The 22288-nt window shown below is 72.3% G+C and carries 23 protein-coding genes; 14 read left to right on the forward strand and 9 right to left on the reverse strand.

The features are described from left to right. Positions 1-118 precede the first annotated feature (118 nt). Positions 119-616, reverse strand: a complete 498-nt coding sequence (locus ABZ906_RS18870) for a MarR family transcriptional regulator (RefSeq protein WP_361383604.1) — start codon at positions 614-616, stop codon at positions 119-121. A 9-nt stretch (positions 617-625) separates the two neighbouring features. Further along, complete coding sequence (locus tag ABZ906_RS18875; protein ID WP_361383607.1) at positions 626-1414, reverse strand: MerR family transcriptional regulator; 789 nt, start codon at positions 1412-1414, stop codon at positions 626-628. A 186-nt stretch (positions 1415-1600) separates the two neighbouring features. Here ABZ906_RS18875 and ABZ906_RS18880 point away from each other — a divergent pair, with 186 nt between their 5' ends. Next, entirely contained in the window at positions 1601-2269 is a 669-nt protein-coding gene (locus ABZ906_RS18880; protein WP_361383610.1) for a GPP34 family phosphoprotein, read from the forward strand. Positions 2270-2329: 60 nt separating this feature from the next. Here the strand turns inward: ABZ906_RS18880 and ABZ906_RS18885 are convergent, their stop codons facing one another. After that, entirely contained in the window at positions 2330-2935 is a 606-nt protein-coding gene (locus ABZ906_RS18885; RefSeq protein ID WP_361383613.1) for a DUF6417 family protein, read from the reverse strand. Positions 2936-3240: 305 nt separating this feature from the next. On the opposite strand from ABZ906_RS18885, the gene ABZ906_RS18890 reads away from it, so the two are divergent. After that, the gene (locus ABZ906_RS18890) at positions 3241-3609 is read left to right on the forward strand and encodes an ANTAR domain-containing protein (RefSeq protein ID WP_361383616.1); all 369 of its coding nucleotides are present in this window, start codon (positions 3241-3243) and stop codon (positions 3607-3609) included. Between the two features lie 68 nt (positions 3610-3677). After that, complete coding sequence (locus tag ABZ906_RS18895) at positions 3678-4256, forward strand: isochorismatase family protein (protein ID WP_361383619.1); 579 nt, start codon at positions 3678-3680, stop codon at positions 4254-4256. Between the two features lie 20 nt (positions 4257-4276). Here ABZ906_RS18895 and ABZ906_RS18900 read toward each other — a convergent pair whose 3' ends face one another. After that, entirely contained in the window at positions 4277-5152 is an 876-nt protein-coding gene (locus ABZ906_RS18900; protein ID WP_361383622.1) for an oxidoreductase, read from the reverse strand. A 79-nt stretch (positions 5153-5231) separates the two neighbouring features. Here ABZ906_RS18900 and ABZ906_RS18905 point away from each other — a divergent pair, with 79 nt between their 5' ends. Beyond that, positions 5232-5906, forward strand: coding sequence for a DNA-binding response regulator (locus ABZ906_RS18905; protein ID WP_361383625.1), 675 nt, complete (start codon positions 5232-5234; stop codon positions 5904-5906). A gap of 27 nt (positions 5907-5933) precedes the next feature. Here the strand turns inward: ABZ906_RS18905 and ABZ906_RS18910 are convergent, their stop codons facing one another. Further along, positions 5934-6353: a hypothetical protein gene (locus tag ABZ906_RS18910; RefSeq protein ID WP_361383628.1), complete on the reverse strand. Its 420-nt coding sequence runs from the start codon at positions 6351-6353 to the stop codon at positions 5934-5936. A 189-nt stretch (positions 6354-6542) separates the two neighbouring features. Between ABZ906_RS18910 and ABZ906_RS18915 the strand changes: the two genes are divergently transcribed. Further along, positions 6543-10313, forward strand: coding sequence for an ABC transporter ATP-binding protein (locus tag ABZ906_RS18915; protein ID WP_361383631.1), 3771 nt, complete (start codon positions 6543-6545; stop codon positions 10311-10313). Positions 10314-10398: 85 nt separating this feature from the next. On the opposite strand, the gene ABZ906_RS18920 is transcribed toward ABZ906_RS18915, so the two are convergent. Both ABZ906_RS18920 and ABZ906_RS18925 read right to left on the reverse strand, forming a co-directional pair. Next, on the reverse strand, positions 10399-11001 hold the full coding sequence (locus ABZ906_RS18920) for a hypothetical protein (protein ID WP_361187691.1): 603 nt from the start codon (positions 10999-11001) through the stop codon (positions 10399-10401). After that, positions 10998-11654 (reverse strand): hypothetical protein, encoded by a 657-nt coding sequence (locus ABZ906_RS18925; RefSeq protein WP_361383634.1) that lies wholly within the window; start codon positions 11652-11654, stop codon positions 10998-11000. The genes ABZ906_RS18920 and ABZ906_RS18925 overlap by 4 nt, the downstream gene beginning before the upstream one ends. Positions 11655-11951: 297 nt before the next feature. On the opposite strand from ABZ906_RS18925, the gene ABZ906_RS18930 reads away from it, so the two are divergent. Next, on the forward strand, positions 11952-13394 hold the full coding sequence (locus tag ABZ906_RS18930; RefSeq protein ID WP_361383637.1) for a helix-turn-helix domain-containing protein: 1443 nt from the start codon (positions 11952-11954) through the stop codon (positions 13392-13394). Here the strand turns inward: ABZ906_RS18930 and ABZ906_RS18935 are convergent. Continuing rightward, positions 13375-14400, reverse strand: coding sequence for an AsnC family transcriptional regulator (locus ABZ906_RS18935; protein ID WP_361187684.1), 1026 nt, complete (start codon positions 14398-14400; stop codon positions 13375-13377). The genes ABZ906_RS18930 and ABZ906_RS18935 overlap by 20 nt on opposite strands. Before the next feature lie 92 nt (positions 14401-14492). On the opposite strand from ABZ906_RS18935, the gene ABZ906_RS18940 reads away from it, so the two are divergent. From ABZ906_RS18940 to gap, 7 genes are all read left to right on the forward strand, one after another. Continuing rightward, on the forward strand, positions 14493-15785 hold the full coding sequence (locus ABZ906_RS18940; protein WP_361383640.1) for an amidohydrolase family protein: 1293 nt from the start codon (positions 14493-14495) through the stop codon (positions 15783-15785). Continuing rightward, positions 15782-17404 (forward strand): AbgT family transporter, encoded by a 1623-nt coding sequence (locus ABZ906_RS18945; protein WP_361383643.1) that lies wholly within the window; start codon positions 15782-15784, stop codon positions 17402-17404. The genes ABZ906_RS18940 and ABZ906_RS18945 overlap by 4 nt, the downstream gene beginning before the upstream one ends. Positions 17405-17557: 153 nt before the next feature. Continuing rightward, positions 17558-17884 (forward strand): PadR family transcriptional regulator, encoded by a 327-nt coding sequence (locus tag ABZ906_RS18950; protein WP_361383646.1) that lies wholly within the window; start codon positions 17558-17560, stop codon positions 17882-17884. Continuing rightward, a complete protein-coding gene (locus ABZ906_RS18955; protein WP_361383649.1) occupies positions 17881-18237 on the forward strand; it encodes a DUF1048 domain-containing protein in 357 nt (118 codons plus the stop codon). Before ABZ906_RS18950 ends, ABZ906_RS18955 begins: the two co-directional genes overlap by 4 nt. Before the next feature lies 1 nt (position 18238). Further along, a complete protein-coding gene (locus ABZ906_RS18960; RefSeq protein WP_361187672.1) occupies positions 18239-18565 on the forward strand; it encodes a DUF1048 domain-containing protein in 327 nt (108 codons plus the stop codon). A gap of 80 nt (positions 18566-18645) precedes the next feature. Beyond that, positions 18646-19602 (forward strand): helix-turn-helix domain-containing protein, encoded by a 957-nt coding sequence (locus ABZ906_RS18965; protein WP_361383652.1) that lies wholly within the window; start codon positions 18646-18648, stop codon positions 19600-19602. A gap of 107 nt (positions 19603-19709) precedes the next feature. Next, the gene (gene gap / locus ABZ906_RS18970) at positions 19710-20708 is read left to right on the forward strand and encodes a type I glyceraldehyde-3-phosphate dehydrogenase (RefSeq protein ID WP_361383655.1); all 999 of its coding nucleotides are present in this window, start codon (positions 19710-19712) and stop codon (positions 20706-20708) included. A gap of 100 nt (positions 20709-20808) precedes the next feature. Here gap and ABZ906_RS18975 read toward each other — a convergent pair whose 3' ends face one another. After that, a complete protein-coding gene (locus tag ABZ906_RS18975; RefSeq protein WP_361383658.1) occupies positions 20809-21510 on the reverse strand; it encodes a DUF2470 domain-containing protein in 702 nt (233 codons plus the stop codon). 131 nt (positions 21511-21641) lie between these two features. Here ABZ906_RS18975 and ABZ906_RS18980 point away from each other — a divergent pair, with 131 nt between their 5' ends. After that, positions 21642-22265 (forward strand): TetR family transcriptional regulator, encoded by a 624-nt coding sequence (locus tag ABZ906_RS18980; protein WP_361384826.1) that lies wholly within the window; start codon positions 21642-21644, stop codon positions 22263-22265. The last annotated feature ends 23 nt before the right edge of the window (positions 22266-22288 follow it).

Consider the following 22288-nt stretch of genomic DNA (forward strand, 5'->3'; position numbering starts at 1 on the left):
GCGGGGCTCAATACCTCAACAAATAAGTATCTCAATGATTGAAACATTCCGGCTGCCGGGAGCGTGCAGCGGGTGTCCCGTGTCCGTCGGAATATGCGTGCGGGTGCGGGCAGGCGCCCTAGCGCTGGCGTGCGCGGAGCTCGGAGAGCTCCTCGTTCATCGCCGCCAGGAAACGCAGCGCCACGGAGAGCTCGTCGTCGGTGAACCGCACGCGAGCGCTCTCCGTCGCCGCGGCCAGCGGACGGAAGAAGGCGCGCGCCGCGGCTTTGGCCCCGGCGGCGTAGTGCAGATGCACCACCCGGCGGTCGTGGCTGTCCCGCGACCGGCGGATGTGCCCGGCCCGCTCCAGCCGGTCCAGGCACGCGGTGACGGCGCCCGACGTCAGCCCCAGGTGCTCGCGCAGCCGCCCCGGAGTGAGCGGATCATCGGAGTCCAGAATGGCCGCCAGCGCCTGGACGTCCGTGGCGTGCAGATCGTGGCCGGCGGCGAAACCGTGGATGACCCGGTTGATCTCGCCGTTCATGCGCCGCAGCTGCACCGCGAACGCCTGCAGATCCGTCGGCACCGGCTCGGATGCCGCACCGTCGCTGAACACTGAATCGTCTGTACTGGCCACAGGCGAAGCCTATAGATCCCCTGCCGGCCTGCTCCTGGCACCTGCGGGCCGTGGGGATCCGGTCGGCTTCTCCGCCCCGGCGCCCTCCGCGAGCAGGGCGTGGACGCGCCGCAGCACGTCGAGCTGCGCGGGGTTGTACAGATCCCGCAGCGCCCTGCCGACCGTCTCCATGGCGTACTCCTCGCCGCGCGGCGCGTCGGCCTGCGGCGCGCGCAGGCCGGGGTGCTCCTCGAAAATCTCCCGCAGGCCCGGCAGCATGCGTTCGGCGATGTCCTGGCGCAGCTGCTCGCCGGCATCGGCGGGAAGCGCGTCGAACTGCTCGTCCAGCGCGTCGCCGGACTGCTCCCGCAGCATGTCCGCGTAGGCCCGGCGCGGGGCCGGGCCCACGACACGGGTGATCACGGTGAACAGCGCCTGATCGGCCTCGGACAGCTCCGCGCCGGCGGTGGGCGCCAACTCCGGGGGCAGATCGGCCGGCAGGGACTGCCGCAGGATCACGCCGAGTTCGGCGCGGGCCCGCTGGAGGCGCTCGATGGTGGCCGCGAGTTCGGCGTCGAGCGCGCGCAGGGCCTCTTGCGGATGGTCACGCTCGCCCATGGCGGCGATCTGAGGCAGCGAGAACCCGAGATCGGCCAGGCGCTTGATGCGCACCAGACGCACCAGATGCTCGACGCCGTACTGCTTGTAGCCGTTGCCGCGCCTGCCGGGCTCGGCCAGCAGCCCGACCTCGTGGTAGTGCCGGACCGCTCGCAGGCTGACGCCGGCGAGCTCGGCGATCTCTCGGGTGCTCCAGGCCATGGGCCCAGTCCACACCATGCCGCCACGGCAGGGTCAAGCGCCGCGTCGCTCCAGCTCGTGACACCTCTCGCGCACTGCTTGACTATGACGCGACGGCACAGTGTCTCGTAGGCGGTGACAGCCCTCTCCGGGGTGCCGCCCGCGTGAGGCGCCCTCGCCGAAGGCCCGGACGCGGAAAGAGAGACCATGCAGAACGAACTGCTCCTTGTCGAAGACCTGATGCTCCTCATGACCGACGACGAGTCGGGGGCGATCGCGGGGGAAGGCACTCTCTACTACACCCTGGGCGGAGCCGTCCTCGTCGAACTCAGCCTCGGCCAGTACGTCAGCGTCGACCCCGGGGACATGAGCCTGAGCGGCGTGAAGGTGCACGCCGTCGCCGGTGCGTCGCTGCCCGATCCGCTGCTGCAAAGGGCCCACGACACGGTCGCCAAGCGGCCGCGGGGCGTCCAGGGCTTGCTCGCCGAGATCGGCACCGGGCTGCGCCCGGTCGTGCTCGAACGGCTCGTGGAGCGGGGCATGCTGCGCCAGGAGAAGAAGAAGTGGCTGGGCGTCATCCCCTCGACGTCGACGACGGTCGCGAACACCGCGTACAAGAAGGCCCTGGTCGAGGAGGTGCGCGCCGTGCTGCTGGACGACGCGGAGCCCGACGCGCGTACTGCCGCCCTGGTGGGACTCCTCTCCGCCAGCGGCACACTGCCGAGCCTGCACCGCGCCATTCCATGGTCGGGAAAGGTCTACAAGCGCGCCAAGGAGCTGGAGCAGAGCAGCTGGGGCGCGGAAGCGGTGAACTCCGCCGTGATGCGCACCATGGCGGCGATCTCCGCGGGCAGCGCCGCGGCCGTCACCAACTGACGCAGCCCTACGACCCGACGCCGCCTACCGCCCGATGCCGCACTACGGCCCGACGCCGCCCTACGGCCCGGCCTCGCCGCCCTTCGCCTCGGAGACGAGCAGGGGAGCGGCGGGCGTGTAGGTCACGCCGTACACACGGGCAAACCGGTTGGCCGCTGCCGCCGATCCGCCGAGCCGCTCCAGGAAGAACGCCCGCGCCATCGACTCCATCTGCTCACCGCTGACGTACAGCACCCACCGGTTGGAGGCCGCGCTGAAGTGGGCCGCCTCCACCGCCGCCTCCAGACCCGGCGCGGGCCCGCGGCGCAGCTGCCCGCGCAACGCGACGAACCGCCGCAGCGCGTCCAGGTCCGAGCGGCGCAGGCCCACCTGCTGCAGCCCGGGCGCCGGAGCGCCGACGGACGCGGGGGCGGCCCGCGCCTGTGCGTACAAAAGCGCGTCCCACCCGTCGTCCGTCAGCTGCACCGCCCACGCGACCGGCCGCCCGGCCTTCTCGGAGAGCTCCGCCCGATGCTCCGGCGGCGCGGCCCTGGCCAGCCCGAGCCGCACCAGGGGCCCCGTGGCGCGTTCATCGAGTCCGGGTCCCCCCGTGGCCCATCCATCGGTCGTGCGCTGCATGTCGGCCACGCGTTGCAGCAGCACATCGTGCCCAGTCGAACGCCGCATCCCTGCCCTCCCGCCGAACAGTGCGTTGCCGCGACGCTAGCGTGCATCGGCACCCGCAGGAGGGCGGTTGGGCATTTGCTCATCGCACCTGTTTCAGCTCGGCGAAGCTGGCTACTCGACCGCCACGAGAGCGCAGCGCTGTGCGACGTAGGCGCCGGTGGGTTGGGACAGACAGCCGCCGGCGCCGCCCTTCCCCTGGGGTACGGGGGCTATGGCCATGGCTGTGGAGGATCTGCGATGCTCGATTCAGCGGCAGCTCTGTCGGCTTGACGGAGGCTGCCCTGAGTCAATGAGAGGCAGAGCGGGTGGCTACCTCCCCGGACCCGGACCCGGTCCATAACCTGGTACTGAATCAACAACAGAATCCCGATCCGCAGTCCGCCGAAGAAGAGGACTGCGCGGACGAGGCTGCTGAGATCAGGGCGCTGCGTACCGAGGTCAACGACCTCCACCGCGCCATGGAGTCGCACCCCGCCATCGATCAGGCGCGGGGCATGCTGATGACGCTGGGGCCCTGCACGGCGGAAGAGGCATGGGACGTCCTGGTCGAAGTCTCCCAGCACTCCAACACCAAACTGCGCGCCGTCGCGGAAGAGCTGATCGCCACGACGGAGGGCGAGCCGCTGCCCGGCGAGATCCGCGCGGCGCTCAGCAAGGCACTGGAGAAGCGCTAGCCGGGCGGCCGCCCGGTCGATCATGCCCCCGGGGCGCTCCGGCGCGGAGGGTTCTCTACGGTGTCCCAATGCCGCTGCCCCATACCTCCGCGCTCCTCGTCATCGACATGCAGAACAGCCCGGTGGCCATCGCGCACCGGGCCGCCGAGACCGTCGCCCTCATAGCCGGGCTGCGAGAACGCGCCAAAGCCGCCGGAGTGCCCGTCGTGACGATCCAGGACCACGGCGGCGGGATGGAGCCGGACACCCACGGATGGCGGGTCGTGCCCGAACTTGCCCCCGCCGACGGCGAGTCGGTGGTCCGCAAAGCCAGCCCGGACAGTTTCCTCGGCACGGATCTCGACAAGGTCCTGAAGGAGCGGGGCGTCACCGAGGTCGTCGTCACCGGCTTCGCGACGGAGATCTGCGTGGACACCACGGCGCGGCAGGCGCTGAGCCACGCGTACGACTTGGTGCTCGTCGCCGACGGCCACACCACGTCCGTCCGGCCCGACGGCGGCGAGTACGCCGCCCCCGCCCGGTCGATCGCCCACCACAACGAGATCTTCCGGCACCTCGCCTTCCCCGGGCGCAGCATCCGGGTGCTGCCCGCGGCCGAAGTGGACTTCGCCGCTCCGCGAAAGCCGCGGGCAGACAGTGCTCCGTGAAGCGTCAGGCCATCAGGCCGTCAGGCCGTCAGCTCCGCGAGGTCGGCCGCGTCCAGGCGCAGACCGGCCGCGGCGAGGTTCTCCGCGAGGTGGGCGGGCGAGCCCGTGCCGGGGATCGCCAGCATGTTCGGGGAGCTCGCGAGCAACCAGGCCAGGGCCACCTGCGCGGTCGTCGCGCCGTGCCGCCCGGCGACCTGCGCGAGTCGGTCGTGCTCGATGGGATCGAAGCCGCCGCCGAGCGGAAAGAACGGCACGTAGGCGATGTCGTGCTCCTCGCAGCGCGCGAGCACCGCGGGGTCGTCGTGACGGTGCACGTGGTACTGGTTCTGCACCGCGACGACCGGCGCGATGCCCCGCGCCTCGTCGAGCTGCGCCACATCGACATTGCTGACGCCCAGGTGCCGGATCAGCCCCTCCTCGCGCAGCTCGGCCAGCGCCGCGAACCGGTCGGCCACGCTCTCGCCGCCCGGCTGGCTCATGCCCCCGACCCGCAGGTAGACGAGTTCGAGCCGATCGAGACCGAGGGCGCGCAGATCCTCGGTCACCAGCTCGCGCAGCTGCTCGGGGCGGGCCTGTCCGGTGGGCATGCCGTCGGGTCCGCGCAGCGGGCCGACCTTGGTGGCGATCAGCAGCTCGGCCGCGTAGGGCGCGAGCGCCTTGTGGATCAGTTCGTTGGCGCGTACATCGCCCCGCTCGTAGAAGCCGGCCGTGTCGATGTGATCGACGCCCGCCTCGACGGCCCGCCGCAGCACCGCGATGCCGGTCTGCGGATCGCGGGCCGGACCGGAGAAGGTGCCGGCCGGCAGCCGCATCGCGCCGAAGCCGAGACGGTTGACGGGACGGTCGCCGCCGAGCAGGAACTGGCCGCTCGCAGCGGCCGTGATCTGTGAGGTCATGCCCCCACCTTCACCCGGCCAGGAGCCCTCGGAGCCCAGATGGCAACGTGTTGCCACGAGGGTGAGCGAGACTGGGGGAGTGACCGAACAAACGACGCTGACGGTGCACGGCGAGAGGGAACTGGCCGCGCGGACCGCGATGCTCTTCGGCGAGACGACGCGGGAGTTCTTCTGCGCCGCCAACGACCTGCACACCTGGGCCCGGCCCGAGGCCAGGAAGGCGATGGTGCGCCGCCTTCGCCCCCGCGCCGCCGAGGGCGTGGTCGTACGCAAGCTCTACACGCCCGCCGTACTGGCCGAGGAGGAACAGCGGTCGCACCTGTTCGACGTCGCCGAAGCGGGCGGGCAGGTGCGCGTGCGCGCCGCGAGCCTGCCGCACGAGACGATCATCATCGACCGCCGGATCATGATCCTGGCCGGCCGCAACGGCTCACGAGGCCGCGAATTCACCATCACCACCGCACCGGCTCTGGTCGGCGGCGTGTACGCCCTGATGTGCGCGACCTGGGACGCGGGCACACCGCTCACGGACTACCTGCGGCGCGAGGGCGAGAGCGAGGGCCTGGACGCTGACTCGCTGACCGTGCTGCAGGCACTCGCGGCCGGACTGACCGACGCCGCGGGCGCGCGCCGCGTCGGCATGTCCGTACGCACCTACCGCAGGCGGGTCGCGGAGTTGATGACCACGCTGGAGGCCGACTCGCGCTTCCAGGCCGGCGTCAACGCGAGCCGGCGCGGCCTGACCGGCAGCTGAGCCGCCGGGAGCCGCGCACAGGCACCTTCAGGGCCGGGTGGCTTCGGCCGTGATGCCCGCCGCCCGCAGTTTCCGGGCCAGGAGTTCCATCTCGGGGAGAGTTCCCGCGTAGCCGCCCTCCAGCACGCTGCCCAGCACACTCTTGGCGCCCACCAGGTCCGTGCCGAGTTCCGCCCGCAGCACCCGCATGATCACGACCCTCCTCGCCGACGGACCGATCACCCGTAGTGTCGCCGCGCCGTGCTCGGAGAGCAGCTGAGCCCGCCGCTCGCTCGGTATGTCCCCGAAACACACGGCGAACGCGGACCCGCAGGCGGCGCAACTCGACACGACGTCCCACTCCAGGCGGCCCTGCACGAGGGCCTGCGTACCCCAGCACTCCAGCTCGGCACCGCAGTCCTGACACTCCGCGACGTATCTGACGGACTCGCAGACGATCGGCTCCATCCCCACCACCCCCATCCCCCCGGTCCCAACCGGCACGAGGCTATGCCACAGGCCCAGTTGAGCGCCTCGTACCCCGCACCCCGGCGGACGACCGGCAGCGTCCGGTCGCGACCGGGACCGTCACCGGGCCGCCCGGCTCCTCTGTGAGCATCGTGCTCCCGACGGTGGCGCCCAGCTCAGGAGGCCGGCATGCGCACGTGGCAGGAGTGGACGGCAGCAGTGCGGTTGCTGTGGCGGGCCGGGCCCCGGCACACGCTCGCGCTCACCGTGAGCGTGGTCTGCGGGGCGCTCACCGGCCCGCTCATCGTGGTCGCGACGGGGCGGCTGGTGGGCGCGCTGCCCGGCGCCGTCGAAGCCGGCGGGGGATCGGCTCAGGCCAGGGACGCCCTGGTCACCCTCACCCTGTTCGGCGCGCTCACCCTCGTACGCACCGCACTGCGCACCCTGGAGGGCGGGCTTGCGGCGGTGCTGCGGCTGCGCGCGGCCACCGTCGTGGAGCACCGGGCCATCGCGGCCGGGAGCGGTCCGGACGGCATCGGACATCTCGAAGAGCCCGGCTACGCCGACACGCTGCGCCTGGCCACCGAGCCGGGCACCCGGCCCGACCAACTGGCCCTGCTGCTGCCCGAGATCGTGCGCCCCCGGCTCGAAGGGACCGGCCTGCTGGTGCTGTTGGCGCCCCTGGCCTGGTGGGCGCCGCCGGTGCTCGGGCTCGCGGCGGTGCTGACCTACCGCTCCTATCTGCGCCTCTCGCGCCAGGTGCACGGCAGCATGGAGGAAGCGAGCGCAGTGATCCGGAGGGCGGGCTATCTGCGCTCGCTCGCGGTGGACCCCGAACCCGCCAAGGAGGTACGGGTCTTCGGGCTCGGCGACTGGCTCGCCGACCGGATGACGGCCGTGTGGCAGTCGGGCATGGCCAGGGTCTGGGCCACGCGCGGGACGGCCGCGCGGCGCGCGTATGGCGCGGTGGGCTTCGTGGTGTGCGCGGAGGGAGCGGTGCTCGGCTACGCGGCCTTCGCCGCCGCGCGCGGCGACCTGGGACTCACCCAGCTCGTGATCAGCGTCCAGGCGGCGCTCGCCCTGCCCGCCCTGGGCTGGGTCGGCGACGACGACCTCATGGTGCGCGATGCGCTGCTGGGGCTGCGGTCCCTTGCCGCGCTGGAGCTGCGGGGCAGTACCCAAGGCGGCGGCCAAGGGACTTACGTAAACGGTCACTTGAACGGCCGCGCCGCGACGATCCGCCCCCGCATCGCCTTCGAATCGGTGGACTTCACCTACCCCGGCACGAACAAACCCGTGCTGCGCGGGCTCGATCTGGAGATCCCGGCCGGGGCCTCCGTGGCCATCGTCGGGGCGAACGGCTCCGGCAAGACGACGCTGATCAAACTCCTGGCGCGGCTGTACGAGCCGGACACCGGGCGCATCACGGCCGACGGCACGGACCTGCGGACCTTCGATGCGCGGCAGTGGCGCCGCGGTATGTCGGTCGTCTTCCAGGACTTCGTGAAGTACCCGCTGACGCTGCGCGACAACGTGGCGATGGGCGCCCCGCACATCGGCGCCGACACCGGCGCGCTGGAACACGCCCTGGAACAGGCCGACGGCGCCGAACTGCCCCGCAGGCTCGGGGCGGGCTGGGACACCGTGCTCTCGCGCCAGTTCGCGGACGGCGCCGACCTGTCCGCAGGGCAGTGGCAGCGGGTCGCGCTGGCCCGTGCGCTCCTGGCCGCACGAGCGGGCGCCGTGCTCGTCCTCGACGAGCCCACCGCGCATCTGGACGCGCGGGCGGAGGCCGACTTCTTCGAGAGGTTCCTGACGGTGAGCGGGGGCGCCACCACGGTCCTGGTCTCCCACCGCTTCTCGGGCGTGCGCAAGGCCGACCTGATCCATGTCATGGACGGCGGGCGGATCGCGGAGAGCGGCACACATGACGCGCTGATGGCGCTGGGCGGCAGGTATGCCCGCATGTACCGGCTGCAAGCGGATCGGTTCGCGGACGGAGAAGACGGGCCGGTGACTGATGCGCCCGCGATCCCGGCTCCGGAGCCCGCCGCCGTACGGCCGACGGGACGCGAGGCACCCCCGGGCCCGGATGCAGCCGCCCCGCCCGAAGTGCCGGAAGGCGGTCGGCGCGACGTGCTGCACGCGCTGCGCACCCTGGTCGTCGAGTCCTTCCGGGAGTCCTGGAAACTCGCCGTGCTCGGGCTGCTGCTCGTGCCCGCCGCGGCCGGCCTCGCCGCGCTGCAGGCGCTGTGGCTGCAGTCCATGGCCGAGGGCGCGGAGCGGGAACTGGTGGCCTCCACGATGATGGCGGCGCTCCTGCTCGTGGTGAGCCTCGGTGTGTGGGAGGCGGTCGAACTGGCGGCCATCGGAGCCAGGATCGGGCTCAGCGAACGGGTGGGCTTCGCCTTCGACCGGATGCTGGCCCGCATCACCGCGGGCATACCCGGCCTGCGCCACCAGGAGTCGCCCGCCTTCCAGGACCGCCTCCACCTGCTGCGCGATCGCACCCTGGCCATGGGCGCCCTGCTCAACTGGGTGCTCAACCTGCTCGAACAGCTCGGCGGATTCCTGGTGACCGCCGCCCTCCTTGCCACCGTGCACCCCGCCCTGCTCGTACTGCCGCTCATCGGGGCCCTTGCCCTGCGCCTCCAGGTCTCCGCCCGCGGTGTCCTGGCCCGCGCCCAGGAGGCCACGGCGGCCGACTACCGGCTGGCCGCGCGCCTTGCACGCCTGGCCACCTCGCCGGAGGCGGGCAAGGAGCTGCGCGTCTTCGAGGCGGGGCCCGAACTGTGGTCCAGGGTGGGCAGGTTGCGCGGCCGCGCCGACGCCGTGACGAGCCGGGCCCAGTGGCGGTTCGCCGCGATCGGCTGCGTGGCCGGGCTGCTCAACACGCTCGGCCTGATCGGCGCGGTCGCCTTCGTCGTGCATCTCGCGGTGAGCGGTCACACCGGCCTGGGCGCCGTCCTGCTCGCCGTCGTTCTCGCCGGGCGGTTCACCGGTCACGTCGGCGGACTCGTACAGGCCACGGGGGCCGTCGTCGAACTCCTGCAAAGCGCCGAGCGGTTGCGCTGGCTGCGGACGTACGCGCGGCGGGCGAGCCTCGCGCCCGCTGTACCCGCAGCCGCCGCCGAGGCCGCCGCAGGGGCTTCCCGGACGCCGGTGCCGTCGCGGCTGCGGCAGGGCATTGCCGTCGAGGGTCTTTCCTTCCGCTATCCGGGCACGGCGGTGACCACGCTGCACGACGTCGAACTGCGCTTGCCCGCCGGGGGAGTGGTGGCCCTGGTCGGCGAGAACAGCTCGGGGAAATCGACGCTGGTCAAGCTGCTGTGCCGGATGTACGAGCCGACGCGGGGCCGCATCACGGTCGACGGCACGCGCCTCGATGCCCTGGCCCCCGAGCAGTGGCGCGAGCGCCTGGGTGCCGCCTTCGAAGACTTCGTACGCTTCGAGTTCACCCTGCGCGAGACGGTCGGCGTCGGGGACCTGCGGCGGATCGACGACCCGCGTGCGCTCGCGGGCGCTCTCGACCGGGGCGGGGCCGCCGACCTGCCCGGCGTACTGCCGGACGGCCCGGACACCCAGCTGGGCAGCCGGTGGGAGCGCGGGATCGACCTGTCGACGGGCCAGTGGCAGAAGCTGGCCCTCGCGCGCGCCCTGATGCGACCGCACCCCCTGCTGCGCATCCTGGACGAGCCGACCGCGTCCCTGGACGCGGAGACCGAACACCTCATCTTCGAGCGCTACATCGAGGCGGCCCGCCGCCCCCGGCCGGACGGCAACCGTGCGGACACGATCACCCTGCTGGTCTCGCACCGCTTCTCGACCGTGCGCGGCGCCGACCTCATCGTCGTACTGGACCACGGACGCGTCGCCGAGACGGGCGGGCACGAGGAACTCCTGGCGCGGGGCGGTCTGTACGCGCAGATGTACGGGCTGCAGGCGCGCGCCTACCGGTGAGCACCGGGGGCTCGCGGACACACGGAAGGAGCGCCGGCCCGGGCCAGCGCTCCTTCTTGTTCTGTGTTCTGCCGCCGACCGGCGGCTAGGCGGCCGTGTTCTGCGGAATCACCCACGCCGGGTCACGCGGCTCCACCTTGTTGGCGAAGGCCACGAGCTGGGCGTACGCGGCGAGGTCGGCCATCGCGGACTGGATGCGCGGCAGCGCGGCGTCCGCCGCCGGGTCGTCGATCCGCGCCAGCCAGTCACCGATCAGCGCGGACACCGCGAGGGTGCGCTCCCGCATGTCGTGGCAGATGCCCAGCGGGCCGCCGGTGCGGGCCTGCTCGGTGAACGCCTGCCACAGCTCGGCCGACTGGGGCACCTGGCCGAGGCTGATGCCCGAGCGGTAGAGCCGCTCGTAGTCGAGCCTGCTGTACCACGCGGCGGTCTCCTCGGTGAGGGTGCCCGTGGCGAGGATGTCGGCCACCCGGGCCAGCATCCGGGCGGCGCCACCGAGGCGGTCGCGTGCCGCCGCGGCGTACACGGCGGCTGCTGATGCCCCGTCGCCGTGCTCCGCCAGTTCGAGGGCCCGGCACAACTCGCTGGTGGCCGCGTTGAGTTCGGTACCCGCTGCCAGCGCGAGCTGCTTCTTGTCGCGCAGGTCCTCCTCACTGAGACTGAGGAGCTTGTTGCAGACGGCGCTCATATCCCGTTCCTCCTTTCCTGTCCGCCACCGGCGACGGCGACGGCGTCGGGGGTCATGCCGAGGATGTTGATGACGGCCAGGGCCTGGCCGTAGATGCGGATGCGGTCGAAGCCGGTGAGCAACTGCCAGGCCACGCGCTGCCAGTCGGCGGCGCCGGCCTCGGAGGCGTGGGCCGCGAAGCGCTCGAGGTCCGCCGAGAAGTCGGTCAGCTCGGACACGAAGTGGCCGAACGCCGCCTCGTCGCCGCCCTGTTCGTAGCGCAGCGCGACGGCCTCGACGGCCGCCTGGTCCAGCTGGACCAGGTCGGCGTCGCGGGCCTCGCCGAGCGTCTCGCGTACCGGGGCGGTCCCGCCGCCCGAGGCCCGCAGCCGCTCGTCGTGGACGGGGTAGAAGCCCAGCTCCAGGGCGACGCGGTGTGAGGTGCGGTACTCCACCAGCGCTGCGCCGACGGCGGCGGCAGCACAGCGCACCCGCAGGGCGGCCTGGCGCACGTCGTTGAGCTCCAGGTCGGAGTGCATCAGGTGCAGCTCACTGCCCGCCCGCATGAAGTGGGCCGAACCGGTGGCGACGGGGCCGTCCACGCGCTCGTACAGGGACTGATCGGCCACGCTGCCGTCCGGCAGGCTGGGGGCTTTGTTGCAGACCCTACTCATATAGGTCGTGCCTCCTTGGTTGTCCTGTGTCGGTCGTGCGGTGTTGCGCCGCCCGGCCTGCTGCCTCCGACGGGAAGTCGCACCAAACCGGCCGACGGCATTTGACGAATGCCGTAGTGGCAGCCGGTGCGGTGCCCGGTCGGCGGTGCGCGGGATCCGAGCGGTAGAGGGATGCTGGCAGCGCGGCACGGGGGGAGATCCCCGAAACCGGGCACCGCCGGACAGGTCCGGATGGCCTCGGCCAGGCGACGGTCACACCCGGTCGCCCGGCGCGGGCCGGTGCGGAGGATGCGATACATGCCAGGGGCTACGGGGGCGGCGGGCCACTCGCCGGAAGGGGAGCCGCGCGAGGCGGCGGCGGAGGACGTCGGCCCGGTGGGCTCGGTGGACACGGCCGACGCGCTGGCCGCGCTGCTGCGGCAGTTGCGCAGGCGTGCGGCGCGCAGGGACGGCGGCGCCCAGCTGACCTACCGGCAGCTGGCGGCGCGCACGGGCTGGGCGCACGGGGTGATCGGCGACTACTTCGCGGGCAAGACCCTGCCGCCCACGGACCGCTTCGACACGCTGGTGCAGCTGCTCGGCGCCACCGGTCACGAGCTGCGGATGCTGGCGACGGCCCGCGACCGGGTCGAGGAGGCGCGCCGCTCCCGCCCCGCCCCGGGCGGCCGTCCGGGTGCGCCCGGAGCCGACGGCCCTGTCGGCTCCGGCAGCCTGGCGCCCGTGCCGCGCCAGTTGCCCGCGGACCTGTCCGAACTTCCCGGCCGGACGGCAGAGTTGCAGGCGCTCGACGTGATCCGCCCGGAGCCGCGGGGCGGCCCCCTGGTGGTCGCGCTCGACGGGCCGGGCGGGGTGGGCAAGTCGGCGCTGGCCGTGCACGCGGCCCACCGGCTCGCCGAGCGGTTCCCCGACGGCCAGCTCTATGCCGACCTGCGGGGCTCACGCCGCGACGAGCATCCCCTGCCGGCCGCGGTCGTCCTGCGGCGCTTCCTGTGCGCGCTCGGTGTGCCGCGCCCGCATCCGGTCAGCGAGGCGGACGCGGCGGCGGCCTACCGCACGCTGCTCACCGAGCGGCAGGTCCTTGTCGTGCTCGACAACGCCCTGGACGCCGCCCAGGTACGGCCCCTGCTGCCCGCCGGGCGCGGCTGCGCGGTCCTGGTCACCAGCCGCAGTGTCCTCGCCGCCCTCAATGGCGCCGCCCATCTGCACCTCGCACCCCTGCCGCCCCCGGCGTCCGTGCAGGTCCTCGGCCTGTGGGCGGGGGCGGGGCGGCTGAGCGCCGAACGCGGCGCCGCCGCGGCGATCGCGCACCACTGCGGTCATCTGCCGCTGGCCCTGCGCATCGCGGGCGCCCGCCTGGCGGCACGCCCCCGGTGGCCGGTGGGCGAACTGGCCGGGCGGCTCGCCGACCCCGCGCGCCGCCTGGCCGAACTCTCCTTCGCGGACCTGGACATGCACGCGGCCCTGGAGGCGGGCCACCGGGAGCTGCTGGCCCGCGGTCCCACCGGCCGGGCGGCCGCACTCGCGCTGCCCCTGCTGGCGGCGGCGCAGGGCGAGTTGACGGTGGAGCGGGCGGCGGCGACGACCGAGGGGGCACCGTCGGTGACCGAGGCGATCCTGGAGCATCTGGTGGACGTGCAGTTTTTGGAGTCACGGGCGCCGGGCCGCTACCGCTTCCACCCGCTGACCCGGCTCTACGCGCTGCGGGCGGCACTCAACGGCGCTACGCGTCCCAGTAGTTGAGCGGCGCCGAGCCCACGCTGTGCCCGCGTCGGTCCAGGATGCGCCCCACATGCTTGACCGTGCGCAGCACCACCGCGCGCTCCGTGATGCGCAGATCCAGGTGCGCCAGGCGGCTGTTGAGCAGCGCCTCGGTGGTGTGGACCTCGGACAGCGCGGGCAGCCAGATGTCGAGCATCAGATTGTGCGCGCCCGCCGTGATGCTGCACATGCGCAGACCGGGCAGGGTGCGCAGCGCGCTCACCGTCTCGTCGAGATGCTGGGCGGGCACCGAACCGAAGTAGACGACCGAGACCGGGAAGCCGGTCAGCGGGCGGGCCAGCGCGCAGCGCAGCGAGAGCCGCCCGGTGCCGGTCAGGACGCGCAGCCTGCGCCGGACGGTCGCGGCCGAGGCGCCGACGCTCTCGGCCAGGTCCGTCAGGGGCATCCGGCCGTCGGTGCCGAGGGCGAGGGCGATGCGCCGGTCGAGGGGCCGCAGCGGTTCGTCGGGCAGCGCGGGCCGCTCCACGGCGAGCGCGCCGCGCTGCTGCCGGGTCAGGCTGCGCAGCCGCCACGAGGCCCCTTCGAAGGGCGCCGCGGTGATGACATGGCTGCGTACGCCGCGCACCCCGGGCAGCTGCGACATCCGCTCGCCGGAGAGGCGGGCCAGACCGTCGAGGTCGGCGGCGGCGACGATCGCCAGGAGGTCGCGGCCGCCGGAGGTCTGCTTCAGGCTGAGCACCTGGGGATCACGGGCGAGCCGCCCGATGGAGTCCTCGCTCAGCCGCCCGTTCATGTCGATCTCGACCTGGGCGTAGACGCCCTCGTCGTGGCCGGGCGAGAGATAGCCGTCGACCCAGGCCACGCCCGCGCGCACCATGCGCTCCCAGCGGCGGGCCACCGTCACCGCGTCGACCTCCAGGACCTCGCCCATCCGCACCCAGGGCACCCGCGGCTGGATCTGCAGGGCGTGCACGATGGCCAGATCCAGCTCGTCCAGGGCGGGTGCGCGCGGTGTGTCCGTGTCCATGAAAGGTGCCGAATCCTGCGTCGAAGCGGTCGTGATGAAGGATTCCGGCGATTTTACACAGTCGTGATCCCTCATACCGAGGATCGTCGCCCATGAGCCACGCACTGTTCTCCTCCTTGCGCATCACCAGGGCCCGCCTTGTCGACGGCACCGGGACGGCCCCCGTGACGGACGCGGTCATCGACATCGACGACGAGGGCACCATCGCCTACGCGGGACCGGCCGCCACGGCGCCCCCGGCGCCCGCCAGGGCCCGGACGGTGGACGCCGCGGGCCGCACGGTCCTGCCGGGCTTCATCGACACCCACGTCCACCTCGCCGTCGAATCACCGCGCCAGATGGTCCGCCGCCACGAGAGCGATCCGACGCTGGAGACGTTCCGCACCGCCGAGCGGCTGCGCATCACCCTGGAGGCGGGCATCACCACCGCCCGCGACCTGGGCGGCCTGCCGGCCGGCTACCGCGACGCGGTCGCCGCGGGTCTGACCGTCGGACCCCGCCTGCACACCGCGGTGCGCATCCTCAGCCACACCGGCGGCCACGCCGACTTCCGCTCGGAGTGCGGCTTCGACCCCAGCGCCGGGGTGGGCGAGATCGCCGACACCCCCGACGAGGTCCGTGTCGCGGTGCGCCGCCTGCTCCGCTCCGGCGCCGACGTGATCAAGGTGTGTGCGACCGGCGGCATGAGCAGCCCCTACGACCAGCCCGACGACGAGGGCCTGACCGTCGAGGAGATCCGTACGGTCGTCGACGAGGTGGCCCGGCACGGCGGCCGCCCCGTGGCGGCCCACGCCCAGGGCACCGCGGGCATCGTCAACGCGATTCGCGGCGGCGTCAGCAGCGTCGAGCACGGCTACGGCCTCACCGCGCAGGCCCGCGAACTGGCGGGCGAGCAGGGCACGTTCGTGGTGCCGACCCTCTCCACGGTCTTCGACGGCATCGACCGCTCGACCATGGAGCCCTTCCACTACGAGAAGAAGGTCCGCTGGTCCGGCATCACCCGCGAGAACATCGCCGCCGCCATCGCCGACGGCGTACGCATCGCGATGGGCACCGACGCGGCGATGGTGCCGCACGGCCGCAACCTGCGCGAGCTCTCCCACCTGGTGTCCCTGGGCATGACCCCGGCGCGGGCCATCGAGGCGGGCACCCGCCACGCCGCCGAACTGCTCGGACTGTCCGCGCAGATCGGCACCCTGGAGACGGGCAAGCACGGCGACCTGGTGATGTGCGAGGGTGACCCGCTCGCGGACATCTCCGTGCTGTCCGACCCGGCCCGCATCGTGCTCGTCGCCCAGCGCGGCGCCGTACGCAAGGACACCCTCGGACTCGCCGGGACCGCCCCCGCGGCCGACGGCGCGCCATCGGAAGGAGCCGCCGGATGAGCCCCTCGGTCACCACCGCGAAGACCCCGGCGGGCGGACCACCCCAGCGGACCGCGCTCGACAAGGTCATGAGCGGCATCGAGCGCGCGGGCAACAAACTGCCCCACCCGGTGCTGCTCTTCCTCGGCCTGTTCCTGATCATCGGCACGGTCTCGACGGTCTTCGCCGCCACCGGCACCACCGTCACCGTGCCGGGCGAGGACGAGACACTCGCGGTCAAGGGACTGTTCACCGGCGAGGGCGTGCGCTGGCTGCTCGAGAACTTCATCCCCAACTTCACCGGCTTCCCCTCCCTGGGCACCGTCCTGCTGATGATGGCCGCGGTCGGCGTCGCCGAGAAGACGGGCCTGCTCGAAACGGCCGTACGCGCCTCCATCGCACGGGCCCCGCGCCGGCTGCTGCCCTACCTGGTCGCGTTCGTGGCCTGCCAGGCGCACCTGATGAGCGACGTGGCGATCCTGGTGATCCCGCCGCTGGCCGCCCTCGCCTTCAAGAACGCGGGACGCAACCCGATCGCGGGCCTCATCGGCGGCTTCGCCTGCACCTGCGCGGGCTACGCGGCCGGCTTCTCCATCGGAGCGCTCGACGCGCTCTACACCGGCATCACCCACCAGGCCGCCGCGGTCGTGCCGGGCGGCGAGAGCGCCCCCACGCACATCCTGATCAACTACTTCTACACGGCCGCGGCCAGCTGCGTCCTCGCCCTGATCGGCGGCTTCTTGATCTCCCGGGTCCTCGAACCCCGGCTGCCCCAGCCGGACCCGGCCGCCGAGTCGGAGGAGTCGGAGGCGGCGGAGGAGGGCGGCACCGAGACCGAGGGGAACGCGGACCCCGCCACCGCGCGTCCCTCCGTCACCGTCACCGCCCGGCAGCGCACCGGCCTGCTGCGCTCGGGCCTTGCCGTCCTGTTGTACGCGGCCGTCGTGGTGACCTGCTGGCTGCTGCCGGGCTCCCCGCTGCGCGGCGAGGGCGGCGCGCTGGTCCCCTCGCCGGTCCTGGACGGCATCGTGCCGCTGCTGTTCGTCGCCTTCGTCCTGGCCGGTGTGGTCTACGGCCGCACCGTGGGCACGCTCACACGGGCCGAGGACGCGCCCCGCATGATGGCCGAGTCGATCACCGGAATGTCCGGGTACATCGTCCTCATCCTGGTGATCTCCCAGGTCATCGGCGTGTTCGACTGGTCCAACGTCGGCACCCTGCTCGCGGTGAACGGCGCCAACCTCCTGGAGTCCGCGGGCCTGACCGGCTTCACGGGCCTGGTCCTGTTCGTCCTCCTGGTCTGCGTCCTGAACCTGTTCGTCACCTCGGGCTCGGCCCTGTGGTCCCTGGTCGCGCCCGTCTTCGTCCCGGCGTTCCTGCTCCTGGGCATGGAACCGGCCGTCACCCAGGCGGCGTTCCGGATCGGCGACTCCGCGACCCAGATGATCACGCCGCTCAACCCGTACGTCTTCCTGATGCTGACGATCCTGCGCCGCTACGAACCCGGCGCGCAGCTGGGCACGGTCCTCTCCCGCCTCTCGGTGTTCGTGATCCCGTTCCTGATCGCCTGGCTCGCGGTCCTCGGCCTCTTCTACGGCCTGGGCCTGCCGCTGGGCCCCGGCGCGGACATCCACCGCTGATCCGGCGCCCCGCGCGTCGGCGCAACGGCCTCCGGTACAGCCGTACCGGAGGCCGTTGCGCGTTCGCGGTTCCTGACAGCTCCACTACTCAGTGGTACCGTATAGTGGTACTCGGTACTACGCAGTACCGAGTGGAGCGAGGAGGCCTCCGCGATGGATGACCTGACGGAGATGCTGAAGGGCACGCTCGAAGGGTGCGTGCTCGAGATCATCGACCGCGAGGAGACCTACGGGTACGCCATCACCCGGCAGTTGAACGAGCTCGGCTTCGGCGACGTCATCGAGGGCACGGTGTACACGATCCTGCTGCGGCTGGAGCGCAACAAGCTCGTCCAGGTGACGAAACGGCCCTCCGGCGTCGGCCCGCCGCGCAAGTTCTACGCGCTCAACGACGCCGGACGCGAGGAACTCGCGACGTTCTGGGCGAAGTGGCAGTACGTCTCATCACGCATCGACAAGCTCGGAAAGGGCGGGCGATGAACTTCTGGGAGAAGGTCACCGGCAGCGATCTCACCAGGGACTGGAAGGAGTTCGAAGCACGGGCCGAGGTCCTGCCCGACGACCACCGGGCGGCGTGGGACCAGATCGTCGCCCACCTCTTGCCCCACGGGGACTTCACCGGCCGCAACCTCATGCCGATCCTCGACTCGGCCCTGGGGCTGCTCGAACAGACGGCGGCGGACGGGCAGAGCGTCCACGAGGTGCTCGGCGACGACATCCCGGGCTTCTGCGCGGCGCTGGCCGGCGGAGAAGGAGTCCGCACCTACCGCGACCGGTGGCGCGAGCAGTTGAACCGGAACGTCGCAAGGAAACTGAACCGGCTGGGAGGCTGACGTGGGCATCCAGGACATCATCGAGGGCAAGAAGCAGTGGCGGGCCCATGTGGCCCGCGTCAGGGCACTGCCGCCGGACTACCAGATCGTCTACAAGGAGATGCAGAAGTACTTCTTCAAGGTCGGCCCGGTCAGCCTGTCCGACGGGACCCTCCTCCCCGGCATCGTCGACTTCTTCGAGGAGGGCGCCGCCACGGGTAAGGGCGTCCTGGAACTCATCGGCACGGACGTCGCCGCGTTCTGCGACGACCTGATCAAGGACTCGCGCACCTACGCGGACCTCTACCAGGAGGCCCTCGGCAACGAATCCGGGAAGGCCGGGAAGTAACCCCCGTCGCCGCACGCCCGACGGCGCGCTGTCGGCGCCTGCTTGCCTCACTGCGACCGGGTCCTGCGTACCCTCTTCCCGTGCCAGCCTCACCCCTGCATCACGTCGCCGTCCTCGTGCTCGAAGGCGCCAAGCCCCTCGATGTCGGCATCCCCGCGCAGGTGTTCACGACCCGCGCGAGCATGCCGTACGAGGTACGGGTCTGCGGCGCGGCGCCCGGTCCCGTGACCGGCGGCGACGGCCTGTCGTACTACGTCGCCCATGGTCTGGACGCACTGGAGTGGGCCGACATCGTCTTCGTGCCCGGCTACCGGTTCCCGGACCGCGACGACCCGCCGCGCCCGGTCGTCGATGCGCTGATCGCCGCCCACGAGCGGGGCGCGCGGCTCGCCGCCATCTCGACGGGCGCCTTCGCGCTCGCCGCCACGGGCCTGCTCGACGGCAGGCGCGCCACGACGCACTGGCACTACACGCGGGCGCTCGCGACCAGGCATCCGCTCGTCCGGGTCGACGAGAACGTGCTGTTCGTCGACGAGGGCAGCGTGCTCACCTCCGCCGGCGCCGCCTCCGGCATCGACCTGTGCCTGCACATCCTGCGCGGCGATCTGGGAGTGGCCGCGTCCAACCACGCGGCCCGGCGCCTCGTCGCCGCCCCCTATCGCAGCGGCGGCCAGGCCCAGTACGTGCCGCGCAGCGTCCCCGAGCCGCTCGGTGAGCGGTTCGCCGACACCCGCGAGTGGGCACTGCACCGGCTCGGGAAGCCCCTCACGCTCGACATACTGGCGCGCCGGGCCGGGGTCTCGCCGCGCACCTTCTCCCGGCGTTTCGTCGAGGAGACCGGCTACACGCCGATGCAGTGGGTGATGCGCGCCCGCATCGACCTGGCCCGCGAACTGCTCGAGCGCTCGCAGCACAGCGTCGAACAGATCGCCGCCGAGATCGGGCTCGGCACCGGAGCGAACCTGCGCCTGCACTTCCAGCGCATCCTGGGCACCACACCCAGCGAGTACCGGCGCACCTTCACCCGGGGCGAGTGACCCGCCCGACACCACCTGGCGGGATCCTTTTGAACCATGGCGATCTTGCCACTGTCAGCGGCGTACGCCGCGAGCGAGCCTGGTGGCAACGGGAAGGGACCCCACTTATGACTCGCATCGCCATCAACGGATTCGGCCGCATCGGACGCAACGTGCTGCGCGCGCTCCTGGAACGCGACAGCACCCTGGAGATCGTCGCCGTCAACGACCTGACGGAACCCGCCACGCTCGCCCGGCTCCTCGCCTACGACAGCACGGCCGGCCGGCTCGGCCGCCCGGTCACCGCGGACGGGGACGCCCTCGTCGTCGACGGCCGTCGGATCACGGTGCTCGCCGAGCGCGAACCGGCGCAGCTGCCGTGGGCCAAGCTCGACGTCGACATCGTGCTCGAGGCCACCGGCCGCTTCACCGCGGCCAAGGCCGCCCGCGCCCACCTCGACGCGGGCGCGAAGAAGGTACTCGTCAGCGCGCCGTCGGACGGCGCCGACGTCACCCTCGCCTTCGGCGTCAACACCGAGGCGTACGACCCGGCCGCGCACACGATCGTCTCGAACGCCTCGTGCACGACCAACGCGCTTGCCCCGCTGGCCAAGGTGCTCGACGATCTCGCCGGCATCGAGCACGGGTTCATGACGACGGTGCACGCCTACACGCAGGAGCAGAACCTGCAGGACGGTCCGCACCGCGACGCCCGCCGCGCCCGCGCCGCCGGCGTCAACATCGTGCCGACCACGACCGGCGCCGCCAAGGCGATCGGCCTCGTGCTGCCGAACCTCGACGGCAAGCTGTCGGGCGACTCGATCCGCGTGCCGGTGCCGGTGGGCTCGATCGTCGAACTCAACACGACCGTCGCCCGCGACGTGACGCGCGAGGACGTCCTGGCGGCGTACCGCGCGGCGGCACAGGGTCCGCTCGCCGGTGTACTGGAGTACTCGGACGACCCGCTCGTGTCCTCCGACATCACGGGCAACCCCGCCTCGGCCATCTTCGACTCGGCACTCACCCGCGTCGACGGCCGCCACATCAAGGTGGTCGCCTGGTACGACAACGAGTGGGGCTTCTCGAACCGCGTGATCGATTCGCTCGAACTGCTCGCCGCACGCTGAGCGGAACCCGCGCGGCCTCCGGCCGGAGGCCGCGCTGCGGGCGAACACCCATGCCCGTGCAGGGGCTGCCCGGTCAACTCCGTCGGTGCCGGCAGCCCCGTCAGACGATCAGGCGGCCGCGGTGCGAGGCGCGGCGGGCCGCGGCCAGGAGACCGCGGATCTGCGTGCCTGCCTGGTCGATGTTGCCGAGGGGCGTGGCGAACGGCAGCCGGACGTCGGTATGCGTGACGGGGTACTCCAGGCGCAGCGTCACGCCGTAGCGGTCCATGGCCAGCGGGATCGCCCGCAGCATGCCCTTCGCCGGGCGTGGTTGCACGAGGCGTACCAGGAGGGGGACGAGCTCCTGGTGACTGTCCACGAGATGGGTCAACATGTCCGCCTCGCTGCCCGTGACCGGGTCCGGGGTGACCGCGCAGAGCTGGTCCAGGGAGACGAAGTGGCGGCCCTGGTCGTCCTTGAGGAGCGCCTGGCCGAACTCCATGCAGGTGCTCTCGGGTGACTCGTCGCTGTACGGGAGCGCCAGCAGCCCGGTGACGGTGACGCGGGCGCGCAGACGATCGCGTACGGCGGTGGGCGCGATGTCGGTGAACTCCAGGCGGACCGGGCGGCGTTCGTGCGCCGACGGCGGGTTGTCCTGGCCGGGGGCGTGCAGGTGGATGTGGCCCGCGCCCGCGCCGTCGAGCCGGTGGACCTCGGTGTGACACCCGTCGCTGATCACTGTCATCGACTGAGCCGCGTGCAGGATCGCGTGCACGCGTTCGGCGGGGGTCGGCTGCGTGATGCGGGTGCTGTGTGGGCGCATCCAAATGCTCCATGCCGTTGAAGAGACCCAAGCTCTACTTAGGTATGCCTAACCTAACTCATCGAGGCGCGCGGCGCGGAGCAGGTCGTAATTTTGCATGCTCTGCATCTTTGCGTACTCTGCAAGATGTGATGAGCAAAGACGCCGCGCCCGGACTCCGCGAGCGCAAAAAGCGCGCCACGCGGGCGGCGTTGGCCGACGCCGCGGTGCGCCTTGCCGCCGAACACGGGGCGGAGAACGTGACCGTCGAGGCGATCAGCAGCGCGGCGGGCGTCTCACCGCGCACCTTCTTCAACTACTTCGACAGCCACGACGACGCCTTCCTCATGATCGACGAGGAGGTCGGCGAACGGATCCGGCGCGCCGTGCGCCAGGCACCCGCCGACCTGCCCGTCCTGGACGTGCTGCGGGAGGCGTTCGCCGCCGAACTGGTGGACATCGAGGAGCGCCACGAGATCTGGAGCCTGCGGGCCAAGGTCTTCCAGCGCTCGCCGCACCTCCTCGTCCGCGGCCTGGGGGCCCACATGGCCGAGGAGTCGGAGCTGGCGCAAGCGATCGCCGAACGGCTCGGGGGAGTACCGGGCGAGGCGGTCGGGCTCTACCCCCGACTGGCCGCCGCATCCGCCACGACCGCCGTCCGCGTCGCCATCGAGGACTGGTGCGCCCGGACGACGGACACCGCCTTCGTCGACGTCTTCCGCCGCACGTTCGCGCACCTGGCCACCGGTCTGGCCGCGCCCGCAGCGGATTCCTGAGCCCGCATCACTCCCGCGTTCCA

Source organism: Streptomyces sp. NPDC046925, from assembly GCF_040644915.1.
Lineage (GTDB): Bacteria > Actinomycetota > Actinomycetes > Streptomycetales > Streptomycetaceae > Streptomyces.